The sequence below is a fragment of the Cohaesibacter marisflavi genome (assembly GCF_900115225.1).
Taxonomy (GTDB): domain Bacteria; phylum Pseudomonadota; class Alphaproteobacteria; order Rhizobiales; family Cohaesibacteraceae; genus Cohaesibacter; species Cohaesibacter marisflavi.
Window position 1 is genome coordinate 135,130 of sequence record NZ_FOVR01000004.1, and the last position, 20,691, is coordinate 155,820.

Genomic DNA, 20,691 nt, shown 5'->3' on the forward strand with positions numbered 1-20,691 from the left:
CACCAATCCAGTATCCATTCACAGGCACCAGTGGAAACTATATGCAGACCAGCATAACGAAATGCGCCCGCACCTTTCGAACATGAGAGGGCGGGCGGATCAATATCTATTAAATAAAGGAATGTCTCAGAGGTCTACAATCTTGCCATCAACCAACGTAATTTGCCGATCCATGCGTTCGGCCAAAAACAGGTTGTGGGTAGCGACCAGCGCAGCAATGCCAGATTGTTTCACCAAGGCATTGAGCGCCTTGAAAACATATTCGGAGGTATTGGGATCAAGGTTCCCCGTCGGCTCATCAGCCAGCAACACGCGCGGAGCATTGGCCATTGCGCGAGCAATAGCCACCCGCTGCTTTTCACCACCGGAAAGCTCACTGGGCCGATGATCAGAACGGTGATCAATCTTCATATAGGCCAGCAATTCCTTGGCACGTGTCTCGGCTTCTTTACGCAGTTCACCACGGATGAGCTGTGGCAACATGACGTTCTCAAGAGCGGAGAATTCTGCAAGCAGATGATGGAACTGATAGACAAAGCCGATTTCATTGCGGCGCACCAAAGTGCGTGTCCTGTCAGCCGCCTGACTTTGTGCCACATTGGCGATATAAACCTCGCCCGCTGTAGGGCGCTCCAACAATCCGGCAATATGCAACAAGGTCGATTTGCCCGCGCCGGAGGGCGCCACCAGCGCGACCATTTCGCCAGCCCGAACCGTAAGATGCGCGCCATTCAAAACGACCAGATCGTCCTCGGCTTGCTCATAGGCTTGCTGGATATTGTCCAACACCAGAAGATTCTCGTCAGATGAAGCATCGCGCGGATCGTAATCCTGCCCAGATCCCTGATCAAAAGCAGTATACTGATCCGCTCCGGGAACAGCTCCCACATCCTGAGAGCCCAGGGAAGCCTCATCCGGCGCAGTTGATGTCGGCATCGCCGGAATGCTGCCCGTCAGTTCAACAAACCCGGCAGCTGGCTCAGCTATCTGTGGCAAAGCCTCTGGAGGAGTCGAAACAGTCTGCTCATGTCTCTGTCCCTTTGGCTTGGCCGCCTTAGCACGTTCTTCGTCGCTCAAGATCGGCCAGAAAAAGCTTTTCTTACTCATAACGAAGAGCCTCCACCGGATCGAGCCGAGCCGCACGCCACGCAGGATAGAGCGTGGCAAGGAAAGAGAGAACCAGAGCAATCAAAAGAACGGAAATCGTCTCGGATGGGTTCATGTCAGCAGGCAGTTTCGAGAGGAAATAAAGCTCTGGCGAAAACAGCTCCGTGCGCGTCACCCAGGAAACAAACTGCCGGATGGATTCGATGTTGAGGCACACGATCAGGCCGAGTATGAAGCCAGCAAACGTTCCCACCACGCCAATCGCCGCCCCCGTGATCATGAAGATCCGCATGATAGAGGAGCGCGTCGCCCCCATGGTTCTCAGAATCGCGATGTCGCTACCCTTGTCCTTCACCAGCATGATCAGACCGGAAATGATATTGAGCGCCGCCACCAGAATGATCAGCGTCAGAATAATGAACATCAGATTGCGCTCAACTTCCAGCGCCGAAAAGAAGGTGACATTGCGATAGCGCCAGTCGGTCATGAAGATCTGCCGATTTACGGCATCTTCCACCGCAGGGCGCAATTCACCCACCCGGTCAGGATCATCCAGATAAACCTCAATGGCCGAGACTTTGCCATCCTGATTGAAATAGGCCTGCGCCGCTTCCAGCGGCATGAATATGAAAGTGCTATCATATTCACTCATGCCAATCTCGAAAATGGCTTTGACCGGATAGGATTTGATACGCGGCGCAACCCCCATCGGCGTCACGGCACCTTTGGGCGATATGAGCGTCACGCGATCCCCGGCAATGACCCCCAGAGAGCGGGCCAAGCGCGATCCAAGCGCCACGCCATCGGAGCTGTCGAAGTCATCAAAGCTGCCCTGAAGGACATTTTTTGAGACCAGCTGAAGCTTGTCGATGCTGTCCTTATTCATGCCCCGCACAAGCGCACCGGCAGAACCACCGGACGCAGAGGCCAAAATCTGCCCCTCGACAAAGGGTACAGCAAAGCTGACACCATCCACACCGTCAATGCGTTTGACGATGTCATTGTAATCCGTCAACTCGGTATCCATCGGCTGGATAACCAAGTGGCCGTTAATACCGAGAATCTTGTCGAGCAGTTCCGAACGGAAACCATTCATCACGGCCATCACGATGATGAGCGTGGCCACGCCCAGCATGATGCCGAAAAAGGAAAGCCAGGAAATTACGGACACGAAAGCATCCCGCCGACGAGAACGCAAATAACGGAACGCCATCATCCATTCGAACATGGCGAATGGTGATTTGATCTTTGGCGCGGACATACAATTCTCCAGACAGAACCGCCGCCCGCCCGGCCAAGCCGATGCAGGCGACATATTCTTGTTTTATCGAATCATTTACCGGCGATAATACGATCTACAACCCCGTCGAGGGAAACCATTTCGCGTGCGCCTGTGGCACGATCCTTGATTTCCACTTCATTCGACTTCAGGCCGCGCGGTCCGACAATGATCTGGGTAGGCAGACCGATGAGATCCATCGTGGCAAATTTGGCGCCAGCCTGTCCGGCGCGGTCATCATACAGAACGTCGAATCCGGCATTTCCAAGGCGCTCGTAGAGCTGTTCGCTGACCGCAGACGTTTCTTCATTCTCAGCCTTCATATTGATCAGGCCGATGTCAAACGGAGCCACGGCCTTTGGCCAGATAATGCCGTTTTCATCGTGGCTGGCTTCAATGATACCGCCAAGCAGACGAGAAACGCCAACGCCGTAGGAGCCCATATGCACCGGATAGTCCTTGCCATCGGCAGCCATAACGCTGGCGCCCATCTTGTCGGAATATTTGGTGCCGAAATAGAAGATATGGCCAACTTCGATGCCGCGGGCCGCGATCCGATCCGCTTCCGGAATGGCATTGAATGCAGCTTCATCATGCATTTCGTCCGTTGCCGCATATTCGTTGGTCCAGTCAGCCACAACGCCGGAAAGGTCGCCCGAGAAGTCAACATCATCGCCGGGCACTTCCTTGGACAGGTAATTCTTGTGGCAGAAGACCTCACTCTCACCCGTGTCAGCCAGAATGATGAATTCGTGGCTGAGATCCCCACCGATTGGGCCCGTGTCGGCCTTCATAGGAATAGCCGTCATGCCAAGGCGTTTGAAGGTGCGCAGATAGGCGACAAACATGCGATAATAGGCTTCGCGCGCCCGTGCCTCGTCCATATCGAAGCTGTAGGCGTCTTTCATGAGGAATTCACGTCCACGCATGACACCAAAGCGAGGGCGGATCTCGTCACGAAACTTCCATTGAATATGATACAGATTAAGCGGCAGATCCTTATAAGATTTGACGAAAGTGCGGAAGATATCCGTGATCATCTCTTCGTTGGTCGGGCCAAACAGCATGTCGCGCTCGTGACGGTCGACGATTCGCAGCATTTCCTTGCCATAATCATCATAGCGTCCGCTCTCTTTCCAGAGTTCTGCGGGCTGCATGGTTGGCATCAGAAGCTCGATGGCGCCGGAGCGATCCTGCTCTTCCCGCACAATCTGCTCAACCTTGCGCAGCACCTTCAGCCCGAGCGGCAGCCAGCTATAGATACCGGCCTGCTGCTGCCGGATCATGCCAGCGCGAAGCATATAGCGATGGGAGACAATTTCCGCCTCTTTGGGGGTTTCCTTCAGGATTGGCAGAAAATAACGGGAAAGACGCATGGATCTGGCTCTTTCTAATAGAATTCAAAACGGAATACGCACGCGCGTCACAGGCCCATACAAAGCCCGAAAAATTGACCGCATATCACTTCAGGCCTTTATAGACCGAGATCGATTCTGAGACAGCAATTAATGAAGATGAAGCCTGCAGATCGACTTTTTACACAGGCACCGTCCGCCACCATAGGTAATATTTACCTTTACCTTATTCGAAAGACGAATAACATTCTGTCTTTCACCCTGCAGTTGATTTTCACTCTCAAAAAAAAGCGAAAAAATACGCAATTGCATAAAAATATTGATGACAAATTGGGCGATTGGGATTAATGTCCCTGCATAACGATAAGAGATACGCTCACCACCGTTATCTCACTTCGCGCAGTAATGTCTTGGGAGGATACATATCTCTGGCGCGCTTTTAGCTGCTGCCGCTCAGTATTAGCAAAACCACAAATGCACACTGAGCAATGAGATCACGTCGCGATCACTAAAAAAGCAAGGCTTTGCGGCCTTGTTTTTTTTTGTCCATTTTCCAATGTGCCGAGGTACATATTGTGTCGATGGATATCGATTACAAGTGACAGGCATGTGACATTTTTCATCACTGCATAAATTTACATCACTTTCTCGATTTCCCTTAGAAAATCACACATTATTCCGACCGCCAGACAAACCGGCAGCCACAGCCAACCGCACGCACAGATTCGCGCTACGGGCTGCTCAGGGTGCCGCGCAGATATCTCAAACAATCAAATTAATGGAAGAAGCGAGGGATAGCGGAGCTGAACCCCACCAAGAATCTATTTCAAACTATCCGGCATGGGCAGGAAAGATAGCAGGTCAAAGCCATATCCCTTGACTACAACAGCCCAATAGAAGACGGCAAACAATGCCGAGGCCAGAATAGTGGTGGCAACGGCCTTGCGGATCATCATCGCCTTCGCCGGAGCGCTGGCTGTGGTTCCCAGTCGTTGATCTTGTTCTTCTGCTTGCGTTCGCACGCCGAAGGGAAGCACGATAAAGAGGGAAAGCCACCAGATAATGAAATAAACAGCAAGGCCGCTGACTAAACTCATAAAAGTCTTCCTTTAAAAGGAAAGGCTTATACCTGTTCCAGCTCGGTCAGAGTTCCGCAGAAATCTTTCGGATGCAGGAAGATAACAGGCTTGCCATGGGCGCCGATTTTTGGCTCGCCGTCGCCAAGAACGCGCGCGCCTTCAGCTTTCAGTTTGTCACGAGCTGCGATGATGTCGTCAACTTCGTAGCAAACATGGTGAATACCGCCAACAGGGTTCTTTTCAAGGAACTTGGCGATCGGGCTGTTTTCGCCAATTGGCTCAAGCAGTTCGATTTTCGTGTTCGGCAGTTCAACAAAAACCACTTTCACGCCATGTTCGGTGACTTCCTGTGGTTCAGAGCATTTGGCACCCAGAGTGCCGCCGTAGGTAGCTACGCCGCTTTCGAGACTTGGTACGGCAATCGCCACATGGTTCAAACGACCAATCATTTCCATGCATCCTTTTTCACTATGGTGTTTACCGGTCATGGCCTGTCAACGCGACACGCCTTTAGTCTTACCGGAAACGCATTCCTCACTGTCATACAAGGTTGATCATCACTGCGACAACTGGCTTTTTGGCCCACTTTTGGTTCACCTCAGAGCGAACAGAGCGCCGGACAGCCTCGCGCAGCACTTCCACATCCTTGCGTTTCTTGGCTGGCATCCCCTTCAGGGCGCCAAAAATCCCGGCTTCCACGATTTCAACAAACAATTGATCATTTGCATCCCTCTCTGGAATACCGGCAAGGGCCATTTGTGGATGACCCAGAATTTCCCCCTTGCGACTGACTGTAATCGCCACAGAAATATGCCCCACATAGGAGAGCTTGCGCCGCTCCTGTATCCCCATTTCTTCGAAAGTGCCAACAAGCGAACCGTCCTTGTACAGACGGCCACCAAAATACTCATCCCAACTCTTGACCGTTCCACCAGCCAGCCGGGCCATCCAGCCATTACGGACATGCAGAACCTCTCGCACGCCCATTTTGCGCGCCAATTGGGCATGGGCCCGCAAATGCATTTCTTCGCCATGCACAGGGACTGCGATTTTTGGCTGGATCCATTCGTAAAGCTTGCGCAAATCGCCCCGTTTCGGGTGCCCGGAGACATGGATTGGCGCATCTTTTTCGGTGATGATCTCAACATCCTGAGCCGCCAGATTGTTGATCACCTCGTTGATCGCGCGTTCGTTGCCCGGAATGGCTTTTGAGGAAAAGATCACCTGATCGCCCTTGGAAAGCTGCACCGTTGGATGCTCTTTGGCAGCAACCCGCGCCAGTGCAGCGCGCTTCTCCCCCTGTGAGCCCGTCAAAATGGCAACCACCTTGTCACGGGGCAAATAGCCATAGTCATCGTCAGAGATGAATTCGGGAACATCATTCAGATAGCCCTGCTCTTGCGCCACCTCGATAAAGCGCCACAAGGCCCTGCCAACCACGACACATTGCCGATCATTGGCCCTCGCCGCCCTGGCAATTGCCTGCACGCGAGACACATTGGACGCAAAGGTAGAAACGGCAACCCGATGGGGCGCTTTGGCGATCAGCTTTGTAAGCTCTTCTTCTACCTCTTTCTCTGAAATCGAAGAGCCTTCCGATAATGCATTGGTCGAATCGCAAACAAGGGCGAGCACGCCCTCCTCGCCCAACTCGTTCATACGCGCGATGTCGGTGCCCTTGCCCACACCGGGCGTGGCATCCAGTTTCCAGTCACCGGTATGCAACACGAGCCCATGCTCGGTGCGAATCGCCAATGCATTGGCCTCGGGGATGGAATGGGAAACGGGGACGAACTCAACGTTGAACGGGCCAAGCTGCACGCGAGAGCCTTGCTCCACCTGATTGACCGGAATTTCGAGCGAGCCCGGTTCGGCTTCGGCCTTGGCTTCGATCAGGTCAGCCAGAAAGCCGCTTGTATAGATCGGAATTTCCAAGCGTGGCCAAAGCGCAAACAGCGCGCCAAAATGATCTTCATGCCCATGGGTGATAACGATGCCGTCGATACGATCCCGTTCCTGCTCTAGAAAACGGATGTCGGCGAAAATCAGGTCGGCACCGGGATGCGCCTCATTGGCAAAGGCCACGCCGAAGTCGACAATCAGCCAGCGTTTGTCCCCCTCCGGGCCGATGCCATAAAGGGCCATGTTCATGCCAATTTCGCCTACGCCGCCCAGCGGCATAAAGACCAGTTCAGAAGACGTCATATTCTCTCTCATCGTGGCGCTTTCCTGCGCCATCATTTTTGCATTTCTGAATGCATTCCGGGCAAAAAGACATCGCCCGCATAAATCGTTCGCGTCTGACCGTCTGCCAGCCGCATGATCAAAGCCCCATCTTCATCGAGCATCTCGAAGGTGCCCTCGACGGTTTCATTGGGCAAGCGAGCCACCACATGCTGCCCCAGCCCGCGCGCGCAAGAAAGCCAATCATCGCGGATGGCGGCAAAATTGGAGCCTTGTTGCCAGACAGACAGCCGATCCGCCATCTGCCAGATCAATCGCTCGAGCAGTTGCTCGGGAGAAACATCATAGCCTGTCTGCGCAATATCTGCGGCTTTGAGACCATCGGTTTTGTCTGGATGTGTGCGACAATTAACGCCGATGCCAACGGCAACCGCCTGGCGACCATCAACCAGAAAAGTGCTCTCAAGAAGGATGCCACAAATTTTCTGGTCGCCCCAAAGCAGATCATTGGGCCATTTGATGCGCAATGCCGCCTGCATATGAGGTGGAATGAGATCACAAATCGCTCGATGCACGGCCGTGGCTGTTAGCAGCGGTAATTGCCCGACAACATTCGGCGGAGCCGGGCTAAGCAGCAAAAGGCTTGCTGCCAGATTGCCCTTCTCGGAACTCCATTGCCGCCCACGACGGCCGCGTCCAGCAGTCTGTTCACCAGCCCAGATCCACAATCCACCCTCTTCGCCTTGCTTGGCGACATCCAGAGCGTATTTGTTGGTGGAATCGATCGTGTCAAAAGATATCAGGCGATATGGTTCGGGTAGCTTATTCAATGCGATTGCTCAATCTGCAAAACCGAAGGGCTGGGGTGAGATCCATCTGCCAGACAGATAAGGCCCTACAAAAAACTGCCCGAAGAACCTTCGGGCAGTGTCTACATATCATAACCGCCAGTCACTGTCTCGCAAAAGACGAACAAATGTTTAAGCAGGTGCAAAGCCCCAATCAGAAGAAGCTGTTTGCGGCCAGTTCAGCAACGGTACGGATCGGGCTCACATAGAAAACCATCGACGCCATAAACAATCCGCTGATCACGAGAACCAGACGCAACTCGTTGGCTGGGCGCTCGAACACCGGTGCCGGATCATCAAAGAACATGATCTTGACGATGCGCAAATAATAGAAGGCCCCCACAACAGACGCCAGCACGCCTATGATGGCGAGCGGATAGAGCCCGGCCTCGATTGCGGCAGAAAAGACAAACCACTTGCCGATAAAGCCCCCCATCCATGGGATGCCCGCCAGCGAGAACATCAAGACCCCGAGCAACACCGCCATGGGCAGATCATTGCGCGAGAGGCCAGCCAGATCATCAATGCGCTCCACCATGCCGTCGCGACGACGCATGGACATGATGGCAGCAAAAGTGCCCAGCGTCATGGCTAGATATGTGATCAGATAAACAATGACGCCCACGACTCCGGCCGAACTGCCCGCGGCAAGGCCCACCAAGGCATAGCCCATATGACTGATCGAGGAATAGGCCATCAGCCGCTTGATGTTGCGCTGGCCAATGGCTGCGAAAGCCCCGAGCACCATGGACAGGATGGAAACAAAGGTGATCACCTGCTGCCATTGCAGATCCATCGGGTCAAAGGCCGTCATGACAACACGCACGATAAGCCCCATCGCCGCGACCTTCGGCGCCGCTGCCAAAAAGGCGGTCACAGGCGTTGGCGCGCCCTCATAGACATCGGGGGTCCACATATGGAATGGCACAGCGGAAATCTTGAAGGTCAAGCCAGCCAGAATGAAGACAAGGCCGAAGATGACGCCAATACCAGCCCCTTCTACATGCACCGCCTCGGCAATGCCCACAAAGGAGGTTTGACCGGTAAAGCCATAAACAAGGCTCATGCCATAGAGCAGCATGCCCGATGACAACGCCCCCAGCACGAAATATTTAAGGCCCGCTTCCGTTGCCTTGGCGCTATCGCGCTTGAAAGAAGACAGCACATAAAGAGTAAGCGATTGCAGCTCCAGGCCGAGATAGACGGCGATCATGTCATTGGCCGAGAGCATCAACATCATGCCCACCGTTGCCAACAGCACCAGCACCGGATATTCAAACCGGTCGAACTTCTCTTCCTGCGTATAACCAACAGACATCGCCAATGAGAAACCCGACCCGATCAACACCAGCACTTTCATCAGGCGGGCAAAGGGATCCTGAATGAAGGCGTCATTGAAAGTGGTCACAGTTCCGCCAGACGACAACAAAAGGATCGCACCGGCAATGATCAGCACGGCAACCGCGAGGCCGTTAACCACCTGAGAGGTCTTCGAACCGCCAAATGCACCCAGCATCAACAACACCATGGCACCGACAGCCAGCAGGATTTCCGGCAAAGCGGGCATCAGATTGGGAAGCGTAGCCAACTCAGTGGTCATCTTTCACTCACTTCATGTTTCGCTCACACCGCGCTCTATTGAGCAAGCAGTGCCAGCTTGTCCGCAGCGCTGAGGGCTGCCTGATAATTGTTGATCAGATTTTCGACAGCCACAGCCGTCACATTCTGAATGGGCGCAGGGTAGAAACCGAACAGGATTGTCAAAACAGCAAGCGGCACTAGAATGGTTTTCTCGCGGATATCCATATCAAGGATACCCTTGAGGCTCTCCTTCTCCAGCTTGCCAAAGATGATCCGGCGATAGAGCCACAAGGCATAAGAGGCCGACAGGATAACCCCCGTTGCAGCAAACAGCGCAACCCACGTATTGACCTGAAACACGCCAATGATGGTCAGGAACTCACCAATAAAACCAGACGTTCCGGGCAAGCCTACATTGGCCATGGTGAAGATCATGAACAGCGTGGCAAACACAGGCATCCGATTGACGAGGCCACCATAGGCCGAGATTTCACGCGTATGCATCCGGTCATAGACAACGCCAACGCACAGGAACAAGGCTCCCGAGACGATACCGTGGGAGATCATCTGGAAAATACCGCCCTGCACGCCCTGCTGCGTCATGGAGAAAACCCCCATGGTGACATAACCCATATGCGCCACCGACGAATAGGCGATCAGTTTCTTGATATCCTGCTGGGCCAGTGCCACCAGTGAGGTATAGATGATGGCAATCACCGATAGCGTGTAGACCAGCGGCGCGAACATATCCGAAGCAATCGGGAACATGGGCAGCGAGAAGCGCAGGAAGCCATAGCCCCCCATCTTCAACAATACCCCCGCCAGAATGACCGACCCTGCCGTCGGTGCCTGCACATGGGCATCCGGCAACCAGGTGTGCACCGGCCACATGGGCATTTTGACAGCGAATGAAGCGAAGAAAGCCAGCCACAGCCACGTTTGCATCTGCGGCGAGAAAGGATGGGCCAGCAGCGTCACGATATCGGTCGTGCCAGCGTCCCAATACATCGCCATCACGGCCAGCAGCATCAACACCGATCCCGCTAGCGTGTAGAGAAAGAATTTGAAGCTGGCATACACCCTGTTTTGACCACCCCAGATGCCGATGATGAGGAACATCGGAATGAGGCCCGCCTCAAAGAACAGATAGAACAACACCAGATCCAGCGCGCAAAAGACGCCGATCATCATCGTTTCCAGAACGAGGAAGGCAATCATATATTCCTTCACCCGCTTCTGGATGGAATTGCGACTGGCATAAATGGCAGCGGGCATCAGCGCCGTTGTCAGAATGACAAACAGGATCGAGATGCCATCAACTCCCATGCGATAAGCAATGGAGCCACCAAGCCAGTCGGCGGTTTCCTGCATCTGGAAGCCGGCATTGGATGAATCAAACTGGCTCAAAATCAGCAGCGAAATAAGAAATGTCACCACCGTGGTCCAGAGCGCAACATTGGTGATGTTGCGTCGGGCTATAGCCGTATCGCCCTTGACCAGCAGGATCATCATCGCCCCGACCAATGGCAGGAAAACGACCGTAGAAAGAAGTGGCCAGTCGCTCATTGGTGTGCTCCCCCGCTTAGCATGGAATAGGTAATCAGGATCGCCACACCAATCATCATGGCAAAGGCATAGTGATAGACATATCCGGTCTGTAGCCGATTGATCCGACTGGTCAGCGCAACAACGCGCGCCGCAATCCCGTTTGGCCCGAAGCGATCAATCACGCCTTCATCTCCCCCCTTCCAGAGCAGCGAACCAAGCCCCTTGGCACCACGAATGAAGAGGAAGTTATAAAGCTCGTCGAAATACCATTTGTTGAGCAGGAACTTGTAGAGCCAGTTATGCCGCTCGGCGAGCTTTTTGGGTGTGCTCGGCGAGAGGATGTAGAAACCAAAGGCAACCAGGAAGCCGACAGCCATCATGACGAATGGGGCAAGCTTGACCATCATCGGCACGTCGTGGGACTCATGCATGACATGGTTCTCCGCCCCCGTGAACAGAGCCCCCTTCCAGAACTCCTCATAATGATGGCCATAGAAATATCCGGCAAAGACCATACCGGCCAGAACCGCCCCAAGCGCCAGAACGATGAGCGGCACGGTCATCACGGCTGGGCTTTCATGAATGTGCGCCTTCACATCCGCGCTCATGCGCTCCCGGCCATGGAAGGTCAGGAAGATAAGCCGCCAGCTATAGAAGCTGGTAAAGAGCGCCGCAATCACCGTCATCGCAAAGGCATAATTGGCCATGCCATTTTGCGCAGCAAAGGCGGATTCGATAATGGCGTCCTTGGAATTGAAACCGGCAAAGCCGAGAATGGTGCCCGGAATGCCCACGCCCGTCAGCGCAAAGGTGCCGACCAGCATCATCAGATAGGTCAGTTTGATATGCTTGCGCAAACCGCCCATGCGCCGCATGTCCTGTTCATCGGAAACCGCATGGATCACAGAGCCCGCCCCCAGGAACAGCAGGGCCTTGAAGAAAGCGTGCGTGAAGAGATGGAACACTGCAGCGCCATAGGCGCCGATCCCCAGCGCAACAAACATGTAGCCAAGCTGCGAACAGGTCGAATAGGCAATCACGCGCTTGATGTCATTCTGTACGAGGCCAACGGTGGCAGCAAAGAAGGCCGTTGTGGCACCAATGAAGGTCACCACTTCCAACGCCGTGGGCGAAAGCTCGAACAACGGTGACAGACGCGCCACCATGAACACGCCCGCCGTCACCATGGTGGCAGCATGGATAAGCGCGGAAACAGGCGTTGGCCCTTCCATGGCATCAGGCAACCATGTGTGCAGAAGGAACTGGGCCGACTTGCCCATGGCCCCCATGAAGAGCAGCAGGCAGATTGTCGTCAGCGCGTTGAAATCCTGCCCGAGGAAATGAATGGTTTGCTCTTGCATGGCCGAAGCATTGGCGAAGATCGTGTCAAAGCTGATACTGCCAAACAGCACATAGATACCGCATAGCCCCAGCAGGAAGCCGAAATCCCCCACGCGGTTGACGATGAACGCCTTCATCGCAGCAGCATTGGCCGATGGTTTCTGATACCAGAAGCCAATCAGCAAATAGGAGGCCAGCCCTACGCCTTCCCAACCAAAGAACATCTGTAACAGGTTATCGGCGGTCACCAGCGACAGCATTGCAAAGGTGAAGAGCGACAGATAGGCAAAGAAACGCGCACGATGCGGATCGCCATGCATATAGCCGATGGAATAGATATGTACGAGCGCAGAAATCGTATTCACGACCACCAGCATCACAACAGTCAGGGTATCGACGCGAATGGACCAGTTGATTTCCAGATCTCCGGAGCTGAGCCAGGTCAGAATGTTGACTGTCTGGCTTTCTCCATGGCCGATCCCAACAGAAAGAAAGGCAACCCATGACAAGAATGCTGCAATCACCAGCAGCGTGCTGGTAATGATTTCCGACGCCTTGTGCCCGAGTGTGCGCCCGAACAGGCCCGCAATCAAAAAGCCAATCAGCGGCAGGAAGACAATGGCCGAATACATGATCTCTCTCAGCCTTTCATCATATTGATGTCTTCAACCGCGATAGAGCCGCGATTGCGATAAAACACGACCAGAATGGCCAGCCCGATTGCCGCCTCGGCGGCGGCAACAGTAAGAATGAGCAAACCGAAAATCTGCCCAGCCAGATCACCCAGATAGGAGGAAAAGGCAACGAAGTTGATATTGACCGCCAAGAGGATCAGCTCGATCGACATAAGAATGACGATGACATTCTTCCGGTTGATGAAAATGCCGAACATCCCGATCACAAACAGGATCGCTGCAACGGTCAGATAATGGCTAAGCCCGATTTCCATCTCTCTGTCTGTCCCTTCTTGGTCCCGCCCGCGTTGAATGGCGGGCACTTATTACAAGCGGTGTCGGTCCGGTTAGATGCCGTTACCCGGTTCCACATTTACAATTTCAATTGAATTCTCGGCGTTGCGCGCAACCTGCCGCTCGATATTCTGGCGCTGCACATCCCTACGGTGATGAAGCGTCAAGACAATCGCCCCGATCATCGCGACAAACAGGATCAACGCCGCAGTCTGGAAATAGAAAACATATTTGGTATAGAGCAGCGCCCCGATGGCCTCGATGTTGGAAGCTTCAGCCAGCGTTGGCATCGGTTCCCCCAGATTCGCCGCCAGATCGGGGCTCAGAGCCCAACCGCCCAGCGCGATCAACAGCTCGGCCAACAGCACGACACCCACGACAAGACCGACCGGCATATAGGTCAGAAAGCCGGCCCGCAGCTCAACGAAATCGACATCCAGCATCATCACGATAAACAGGAACAACACCGCAACCGCGCCCACATAGACCACCACCAGCAGCATCGCCAGAAACTCGGCCCCCAGCAGCACGAACAGTGCCGCAGCATTAAAAAAGGCAAGGATCAAAAACAGCACCGAATGCACAGGATTGCGCGCACCGATCACCATCAGCGCCGAAACCAGCAGCACCGCTGAAAACAGATAAAAGAAGACGCTCTGAAGAATCATGTCTTTTGCTTTCCTGCGTCCCTTGCGGGAGGCATCTCTCCTTGAAATCCAGTGCATACCGCCTTAGCGGTAAGGCGCATCCAATGCGATATTGCGAGCCAGTTCCTGCTCCCAGCGCTCGCCATTCTCGAGCAGCTTCTCCTTGTTGTAGAAAAGCTCCTCACGCGTTTCAGCGGCGAATTCGAAATTCGGTCCCTCGACAATCGCTTCCACCGGGCACGCCTCCTGGCAATAGCCGCAATAGATGCATTTGGTCATATCGATGTCATAGCGGGTCGTCCGGCGCGTTCCGTCATTGCCGCGCGGCCCCGCCTCGATGGTAATCGCCTGCGCCGGACAGATGGCTTCACACAATTTGCAGGCAATGCAGCGCTCTTCCCCGTTTGGATAGCGTCTGAGGGCATGTTCCCCACGAAAGCGCGGAGACACCGGCCCTTTCTCGAACGGATAGTTCACTGTCGATTTGGGCGCGAAGAAATAGCGCATCGACAGGAAGAAGGCCGAAACAAACTCCTTCAGCATCAGCGATTTAGCAGCTTGTTCTAGTGCCATCAATACCCTCCATACGCCTTCAAACCGGCCAGAAAGCCAACAAATGCAAACAACAACGGCATAGGAACCCGATACATGAAACGCGTAATCCGGGCCACCGTGTCCGGGGTCATGGAACTCAAGACCGTCTTGCGCCCCATAATGAACCCGTCTTCCTGTGCCTTGAGGACAGCAGGCAAAACGACAAGGTTTGCCACCAGAGCAATCGCCAATCCGACAAAGGCCCCAAGACTACCAGCAATCAACGCTGCCTGATCCATCTCTCTTCAACCACCCTTAGCCTGCCAGCGACGCACCGGCCCAATAGCCGATCACCGGAAACAGAAGCTGTGTACCACACCAGATTCCAAACTGAATCCAGTCGCCAAATCTCTTTGTGTTCGGATGGTTGCCAAGGCCCCTTTCCGAACGGGATTTCATCCATTTGGCGCCAACAAGGCCACCAATCATCTTGAAGTCGGCCCAGCCGATCACCCCGCCAATCAGGGCCCCGACCATTCCGGGCAACGACAAATCAAACATTCCTGCCCCCTCTTGCCCTTCCGGCTCTTATGGCGCCCAACCGGCAAATTGCAGAACGCCAGCCACCAGCACCACATAGAACAGCGACATCGGCAGGAACACCTTCCAGCCAAGACGCATCAACTGGTCATAGCGGTAACGGGGAACAAAAGCCTTCACCATGGCAAACATGAAAAAGACCAGACTGGACTTCAGAATGAACCAGACAACGCCGGGCACCCATGTAAAGGGAGCGATATCAAGCGGCGGCAACCAGCCCCCCATGAACAGGATCGTCGTCATCGAACACATCAGCGCAATCGAGACATATTCACCCAGCATATACATCATGTAAGGGGTCGAGCCATATTCAACCATGAAACCGGCCACCAGCTCGGACTCCGCCTCTGCCAGATCAAACGGCGGGCGATTGGTCTCGGCCAGTGCTGAAATGAAAAACACGACGAACATCGGGAAGAGCGGCAACCAGTACCAATTCAGAAAACTGATTGACGGCATTCCCAGCTTGGTCGCAAGGCCACTCTGCTGCGCCATGACGATATCGGTCAGGTTAAGCGACCCGACGCACAGCAGCACCGTCACAATGACAAAGCCGATAGACACCTCATAGGAAACCATCTGCGCGGCAGACCGCAAGGCAGAAAGAAACGGGTATTTCGAGTTGGACGCCCAGCCCCCCATGATGATGCCGTAAACACCGAGAGAGGAGACAGCCAGCAAATAGAGAATGCCCACATTGATGTCCGAGATCACCCAGCCATCCGCCACCGGCACCACAGCCCACGCAGCCAACGCCACGGTCACGGTAACAAGTGGGCCGAGCAGGAAGATCACCTTGTTGGAGCCGGACGGAATAATCGGTTCCTTGAAAACAAACTTCAAAAGGTCTGCAAATGACTGCAACAGGCCGAAAGGCCCGACCACATTTGGCCCGCGCCGCATCTGCACGGCAGCCCAGATCTTGCGATCGGCAAGCAGGACATAGGCAATCACAACCAACAGAACGACCAACAGCAGAAGGGATTGCCCCACCATGATGGCGCCAGGGATCAGCCAGTTTGCGACAAAATCATTCATCTAGCAGTCCTCTCATTCCGCAGCTTCCGCTTTGTTGCTCTTGGCCAGTGCGCTGCATTCGGCCATGACAGCCGAGGCGCGCGCGATTGGGTTGGTCAGGTAATAGTCCGAAACCGGACAAATCAATGCCTGCCCTTTGACCGGTTTTGCCTTTTGCGCCAACGCCCTGATATCAGAAGGATCGCCCACAAGGCATTCGTCCGTCACCTCGAACTGAGGATAGGCATCAAGCAACTGCGCGCGCAGCTGATCAAGGCTGTCAAACGGCAAAGTCTTGCCCAAAACAGCAGAGAGCGCCCGCAGAATGGCCCAGTCTTCCTTGGCATCTCCGGGAGGGAAATTGGCGCGTATTGCCAGTTGCACCCGCCCTTCAGTATTCACATATAGCCCCGACTTCTCGGTATAGGTCCCAGCAGGCAAGATGACGTCTGCCGCATGGGCACCGGCATCGCCGTGGCTCCCGATATAAATCTTGAATGCATCACCAAAGGCATCAAAGGCCAGCTCATCGGCCCCAAGCAGGAACAGAGCATCCACGCCACCGGCCTGCATCGCGGCGATATCCTTGCCTCCTGCCTGCGGCTCAAAGCCCACTTCCAAGGCTCCGACAGCGCTTGCATCGGTATGCAGCACCGAGAAGCCGTTCCATTCGTCAGCAAGCGCGCCGCAAGCCTCAGCCAGCTTTGCTGCCTGCGCGAGAACTGCCTCGCCATCGTCATGATTGATCGCCCCCTGCCCGATGAGGATCAGTGGCTTTTCTGCGCTCTTCAAGCTGTCAAAGAAAGCCCCCTTGCCATCAGCAAGATCCGCCAGAATGTCAGCGCCAGCGCCCAGATAGTCATAGCCATATTTGAGGTCGGCCTGCTCTCCGATTACGGCAATCCTTGTATTCCCGGCCAGCCATGTCTTGCGAATGCGGGCATTGAGCACAGCCGCTTCCATCCGAGGATTGGAACCAATGATCAGAATCGCGTCCGCTTCTTCAATGCCCTCGATGGTGGCGTTGAACAAATAGGCCGCTCGTCCCATGGCAGACGTCAGAACAGAGCCATCCTGACGGGCATCCATGTTGCCCGAACCAAGGGCTGTCATCAGAGCCTTGAGCGCATACATTTCTTCCACGCTTGCCATCGCGCCCGCAATTGCGCCGACCCTGTCACCGGCCAAGCCATTCAGCCTGGCAGCAATGGCACGGAAGGCGTCATCCCAGCTTGCCGGGGTCAGCTTGCCATCCTTGCGCACATAAGGCTTGTCGAGTCGTTGTGATTTGAGCCCATCCCAAAGGAAGCGGGTCTTATCGGAAATCCATTCCTCATTGATTGCGTCATTGATACGTGGTTGGATGCGCATCACTTCCCGACCACGGGTATCAACGCGAATATTGCTGCCCACCGCGTCCATCACATCGATGGTCTCGGTCTTGGTCAATTCCCACGGGCGCGCCGTGAAGGCATAAGGCCGGGATGTCAGAGCGCCAACGGGGCAGAGATCAATCACGTTGCCCTGCAACTCCGATGTGAGCGCCGCTTCCAGATAGGTGGTGATCTCGGCATCTTCCCCGCGACCGACCAGTCCCAGTTCGTGAATGCCACACACCTCTGTGGTGAAACGCACACAGCGGGTGCAATGAATGCAGCGGGTCATGGTGGTTTTCACCAGTGGACCGATATATTTATTCTCGACCGCACGCTTGTTCTCGTCGAACCGCGAACCACCCTTGCCAAAGGCCATGGCTTGATCCTGTAGATCGCATTCCCCGCCCTGATCGCAAATCGGACAATCAAGCGGATGGTTGATGAGCAAAAACTCCATCACCCCTTCGCGTGCCTTCTTGACCATGGGAGACTTGGTGAAGATCTCAGGAGGCTCGCCATCGCGCCCGGGGCGCAGATCGCCCACGCGCATCGCGCAGGAAGCCGTCGGCTTGGGCGGCCCGCCCTTCACTTCGACAAGACACATACGGCAGTTGCCCGCAATCGACAGACGCTCGTGATAGCAAAAACGCGGAATCTCGGCCCCGGCCTCCTCTGCAGCTTGCAGCAGGCTATATTCTTTCGGGACGTCTATCTCAATTCCGTCAACGACCAGCTTTGCCATCGAACGTGTCTCCGTTGCGTTAAACTCTATCGGCCTATTCGGCCGCTTCCAGCGGGGCCGCATCCGCTTTCGGATTGGCCGTATATTGATCAATTCTCTTTTCGATTTCCGGCCGGAAATGGCGGATAAGCCCCTGCACCGGCCATGCTGCAGCATCGCCAAGGGCGCAGATCGTATGACCTTCCACCTGTTTGGAAACCTCGAACAGCATATCGATTTCTTTCTTCTGCGCCTCGCCGCGCGCCATGCGCTCCATCACACGCCACATCCAGCCGGTTCCTTCACGACATGGCGTGCACTGGCCACAGCTTTCATGCTTGTAGAAATAGGAAATCCTGGCAATTGCAGCGACAATGTCGGTTGATTTGTCCATCACGATGACCGCAGCCGTGCCCAAACCGGAGCCTAGCTCCTTGAGGCTGTCGAAATCCATCGGGCAATCCATGATCTGGTCTGCCGGAACGCAAGGGACCGAAGAGCCACCCGGAATAACGGCCAACAGATTGTCCCAGCCGCCGCGAATGCCACCACAATGCTTGTCGATCAGCTCCTTGAAGGGGATCGACATGGCTTCCTCGAAAGTCGCGGGCTGATTGACATGGCCAGAAACGCAGAACAGCTTAGTGCCGTGGTTATTCTCCGCACCGAAGCCCTTGAACCAGTTGGCCCCGCGCCGCAGGATCGTAGGTGCAACGGCGATGGATTCCACATTGTTGACCGTCGTCGGGTAGCCATAAAGGCCCACATTGGCCGGGAATGGCGGTTTGAGACGCGGCTGCCCCTTCTTGCCTTCCAGCGATTCCAGAAGGGCAGTTTCTTCACCGCAGATATAAGCGCCAGCACCATGGTGCACGATGATATCGAAATCATAGCCATGGATGTTGTTCTTGCCGATGAGCTTCTTCTCATAGGCCTCATCCACGGCAGCCTGTAGCCGCTCGCGCTCACGAATGAACTCACCACGCACATAGATGAAAGCCGCGTCCGCATTCATGGCAAAGCCCGCAATCAGGCAGCCTTCCACCAGATGATGCGGATCGTTGCGCAGGATTTCGCGGTCCTTGCAGGTGCCCGGCTCGGATTCATCGGCATTGACAACCAGATAATGCGGGCGCCCTTCCTGCTTTGGCGGCATGAAAGACCATTTAAGCCCAGTCGGGAACCCAGCACCGCCACGACCGCGCAGACCAGATGCCTTCATCTCATTGATGATCCACTCGCGCCCCTTTTGCAGCAGCCCCTTGGTGCCGTCCCATGAGCCGCGCTTCAAGGCACCCTCCAGACCCCAATCATGGATGCCGTAAATATTGGTAAAAATCCGGTCCTTATCCTCGAGCATTACGGCCATTATGCATCCCCTCCGCTCTTACTGGATGAAACCGCACCGGCCTGCACCCGCTTGGAAAAGTCCGTCTCGGCACCAGAGGCCAGCACTTTAGCCTGCTCAATCCAGTTCTCGCGGGCAATCCGGCCCCTGAAGGCGAGCTGGCTGTCGATGAAAGCAATATTCTCGTCGGTCCATTGGGCGATCTGGGCAAAGTGGAACACACCGACCCCGTTGAGCTTTTGCTCAATCTTGGGACCAATACCGCTGATTTCCTTCAGATTATCCGCTTTACCGTCGAGAGGCTCGCGCAGAAGAACCGGCATACCGCTCTCCGCGCTGCTGTCAGGCTGCCCCCCCTCTGTTGCATCTGATTGGGCGTCTTTTTTAGCGCCCTCAGCCGTTTCGACTTCGTCTTCCGGCTCATCCATTTCGGCGCCAAGACCCCACTTGACCCGAGAGCCATCATAAAGCGAAGGATCGGTCAGCGTGACGGGGCCGGTTGCCGGAGCAGAGCCCTGTCGGCCTGTCTGGCTTCCCGGCTCGACAGCCTTGCCAGCCGCAATCTTGTCGATCAGCTCTTCAAAAATCTCCGGCGTCAGATCCTCATAAGTATCCTTGGAGATCTGGATCATCGGCGCGTTGACGCACGCGCCTGCACATTCCACTTCCTCCCAAGAGAAATCACCATCCTCAGAGAGCGCAAACTGCTTGTCGGCAATCTTGTTCTTGCAGACCCGGATCAGATCCCCCGCCCCGCGCAAACGGCACGGCGTGGTGCCGCACACCTGAATATGGGCCTTCTTGCCCACCGGCTGCAGTAGGAACTGGGTATAGAAAGTTGCCACTTCCAAAACGCGAATATAGGGCATAGACAGCATATCCGCCACATATTCGATCGCAGGCTGGGTCACCCAGCCTTCCTGCTCCTGCGCACGCGTCAAAAGCGGAATGACCGCCGACGCTTGCCGCCCTTCAGGATATCGACCAATCACATTCCGGGCCCATTCGAGATTCTCCGCTGAGAATTCGAAGCTCTCCGGCTGTTCGCTATGCAGGCGACGGACACTCATGTCTGCCGTTCCTCGTTTCTGGTTCGGTTCGCCTCACTCAAAAGGCAAGACCGAAGTTAAAATCAGGGGCCAGACCAAGGCCCGAATT

The 20,691-nt window shown here is 54.8% G+C and carries 19 protein-coding genes; all 19 read right to left on the bottom strand.

Features of this window, described 5'->3' with window-relative positions:
• Positions 1-126: 126 nt before the first annotated feature.
• Positions 127-792, bottom strand: a complete 666-nt coding sequence (locus BM258_RS09600; RefSeq protein WP_244544677.1) for an ABC transporter ATP-binding protein — start codon at positions 790-792, stop codon at positions 127-129.
• A gap of 307 nt (positions 793-1,099) precedes the next feature.
• Positions 1,100-2,422: a lipoprotein-releasing ABC transporter permease subunit gene (locus BM258_RS09605; RefSeq protein WP_175528019.1), complete on the bottom strand. Its 1,323-nt coding sequence runs from the start codon at positions 2,420-2,422 to the stop codon at positions 1,100-1,102.
• 17 nt (positions 2,423-2,439) lie between these two features.
• The gene (gene proS, locus BM258_RS09610) at positions 2,440-3,762 is read right to left on the bottom strand and encodes a proline--tRNA ligase (RefSeq protein WP_090071571.1); all 1,323 of its coding nucleotides are present in this window, start codon (positions 3,760-3,762) and stop codon (positions 2,440-2,442) included.
• A gap of 800 nt (positions 3,763-4,562) precedes the next feature.
• Positions 4,563-4,838: a DUF1467 family protein gene (locus BM258_RS09620; RefSeq protein ID WP_090071575.1), complete on the bottom strand. Its 276-nt coding sequence runs from the start codon at positions 4,836-4,838 to the stop codon at positions 4,563-4,565.
• 26 nt (positions 4,839-4,864) lie between these two features.
• A complete protein-coding gene (gene mce, locus BM258_RS09625) occupies positions 4,865-5,269 on the bottom strand; it encodes a methylmalonyl-CoA epimerase (protein WP_090072179.1) in 405 nt (134 codons plus the stop codon).
• Positions 5,270-5,360: 91 nt separating this feature from the next.
• Positions 5,361-7,025: a ribonuclease J gene (locus BM258_RS09630; RefSeq protein WP_090072181.1), complete on the bottom strand. Its 1,665-nt coding sequence runs from the start codon at positions 7,023-7,025 to the stop codon at positions 5,361-5,363.
• Positions 7,026-7,057: 32 nt separating this feature from the next.
• The gene (locus BM258_RS09635; protein WP_210186718.1) at positions 7,058-7,834 is read right to left on the bottom strand and encodes a biotin--[acetyl-CoA-carboxylase] ligase; all 777 of its coding nucleotides are present in this window, start codon (positions 7,832-7,834) and stop codon (positions 7,058-7,060) included.
• A gap of 172 nt (positions 7,835-8,006) precedes the next feature.
• Positions 8,007-9,452 carry an NADH-quinone oxidoreductase subunit NuoN gene (gene nuoN, locus BM258_RS09640; RefSeq protein WP_090071579.1) on the bottom strand — a complete coding sequence of 482 codons (1,446 nt, stop codon included), beginning with the start codon at positions 9,450-9,452 and terminating at the stop codon, positions 8,007-8,009.
• A 35-nt stretch (positions 9,453-9,487) separates the two neighbouring features.
• The gene (locus tag BM258_RS09645; RefSeq protein WP_090071581.1) at positions 9,488-10,999 is read right to left on the bottom strand and encodes an NADH-quinone oxidoreductase subunit M; all 1,512 of its coding nucleotides are present in this window, start codon (positions 10,997-10,999) and stop codon (positions 9,488-9,490) included.
• The gene (gene nuoL, locus BM258_RS09650; protein WP_090071583.1) at positions 10,996-12,954 is read right to left on the bottom strand and encodes an NADH-quinone oxidoreductase subunit L; all 1,959 of its coding nucleotides are present in this window, start codon (positions 12,952-12,954) and stop codon (positions 10,996-10,998) included. The genes BM258_RS09645 and nuoL overlap by 4 nt, the downstream gene beginning before the upstream one ends.
• Positions 12,955-12,962: 8 nt before the next feature.
• Complete coding sequence (gene nuoK, locus BM258_RS09655) at positions 12,963-13,271, bottom strand: NADH-quinone oxidoreductase subunit NuoK (RefSeq protein WP_090071585.1); 309 nt, start codon at positions 13,269-13,271, stop codon at positions 12,963-12,965.
• Between the two features lie 72 nt (positions 13,272-13,343).
• The gene (locus tag BM258_RS09660; protein WP_090071588.1) at positions 13,344-13,958 is read right to left on the bottom strand and encodes an NADH-quinone oxidoreductase subunit J; all 615 of its coding nucleotides are present in this window, start codon (positions 13,956-13,958) and stop codon (positions 13,344-13,346) included.
• A gap of 63 nt (positions 13,959-14,021) precedes the next feature.
• Positions 14,022-14,510 carry an NADH-quinone oxidoreductase subunit NuoI gene (gene nuoI, locus BM258_RS09665; protein WP_090071590.1) on the bottom strand — a complete coding sequence of 163 codons (489 nt, stop codon included), beginning with the start codon at positions 14,508-14,510 and terminating at the stop codon, positions 14,022-14,024.
• A complete protein-coding gene (locus tag BM258_RS09670; RefSeq protein WP_090071592.1) occupies positions 14,510-14,770 on the bottom strand; it encodes a hypothetical protein in 261 nt (86 codons plus the stop codon). The genes nuoI and BM258_RS09670 overlap by 1 nt, the downstream gene beginning before the upstream one ends.
• Positions 14,771-14,786: 16 nt before the next feature.
• Positions 14,787-15,032, bottom strand: coding sequence for a hypothetical protein (locus tag BM258_RS09675; protein ID WP_090071594.1), 246 nt, complete (start codon positions 15,030-15,032; stop codon positions 14,787-14,789).
• Between the two features lie 27 nt (positions 15,033-15,059).
• Positions 15,060-16,109, bottom strand: a complete 1,050-nt coding sequence (nuoH, locus tag BM258_RS09680; RefSeq protein ID WP_090071596.1) for an NADH-quinone oxidoreductase subunit NuoH — start codon at positions 16,107-16,109, stop codon at positions 15,060-15,062.
• 12 nt (positions 16,110-16,121) lie between these two features.
• Positions 16,122-18,206: an NADH-quinone oxidoreductase subunit NuoG gene (gene nuoG / locus BM258_RS09685; RefSeq protein WP_090071597.1), complete on the bottom strand. Its 2,085-nt coding sequence runs from the start codon at positions 18,204-18,206 to the stop codon at positions 16,122-16,124.
• A 34-nt stretch (positions 18,207-18,240) separates the two neighbouring features.
• Positions 18,241-19,545 (bottom strand): NADH-quinone oxidoreductase subunit NuoF, encoded by a 1,305-nt coding sequence (nuoF, locus tag BM258_RS09690; RefSeq protein WP_090072183.1) that lies wholly within the window; start codon positions 19,543-19,545, stop codon positions 18,241-18,243.
• Positions 19,546-19,553: 8 nt separating this feature from the next.
• The gene (gene nuoE / locus BM258_RS09695; RefSeq protein ID WP_090071599.1) at positions 19,554-20,603 is read right to left on the bottom strand and encodes an NADH-quinone oxidoreductase subunit NuoE; all 1,050 of its coding nucleotides are present in this window, start codon (positions 20,601-20,603) and stop codon (positions 19,554-19,556) included.
• Positions 20,604-20,691 lie beyond the last annotated feature (88 nt).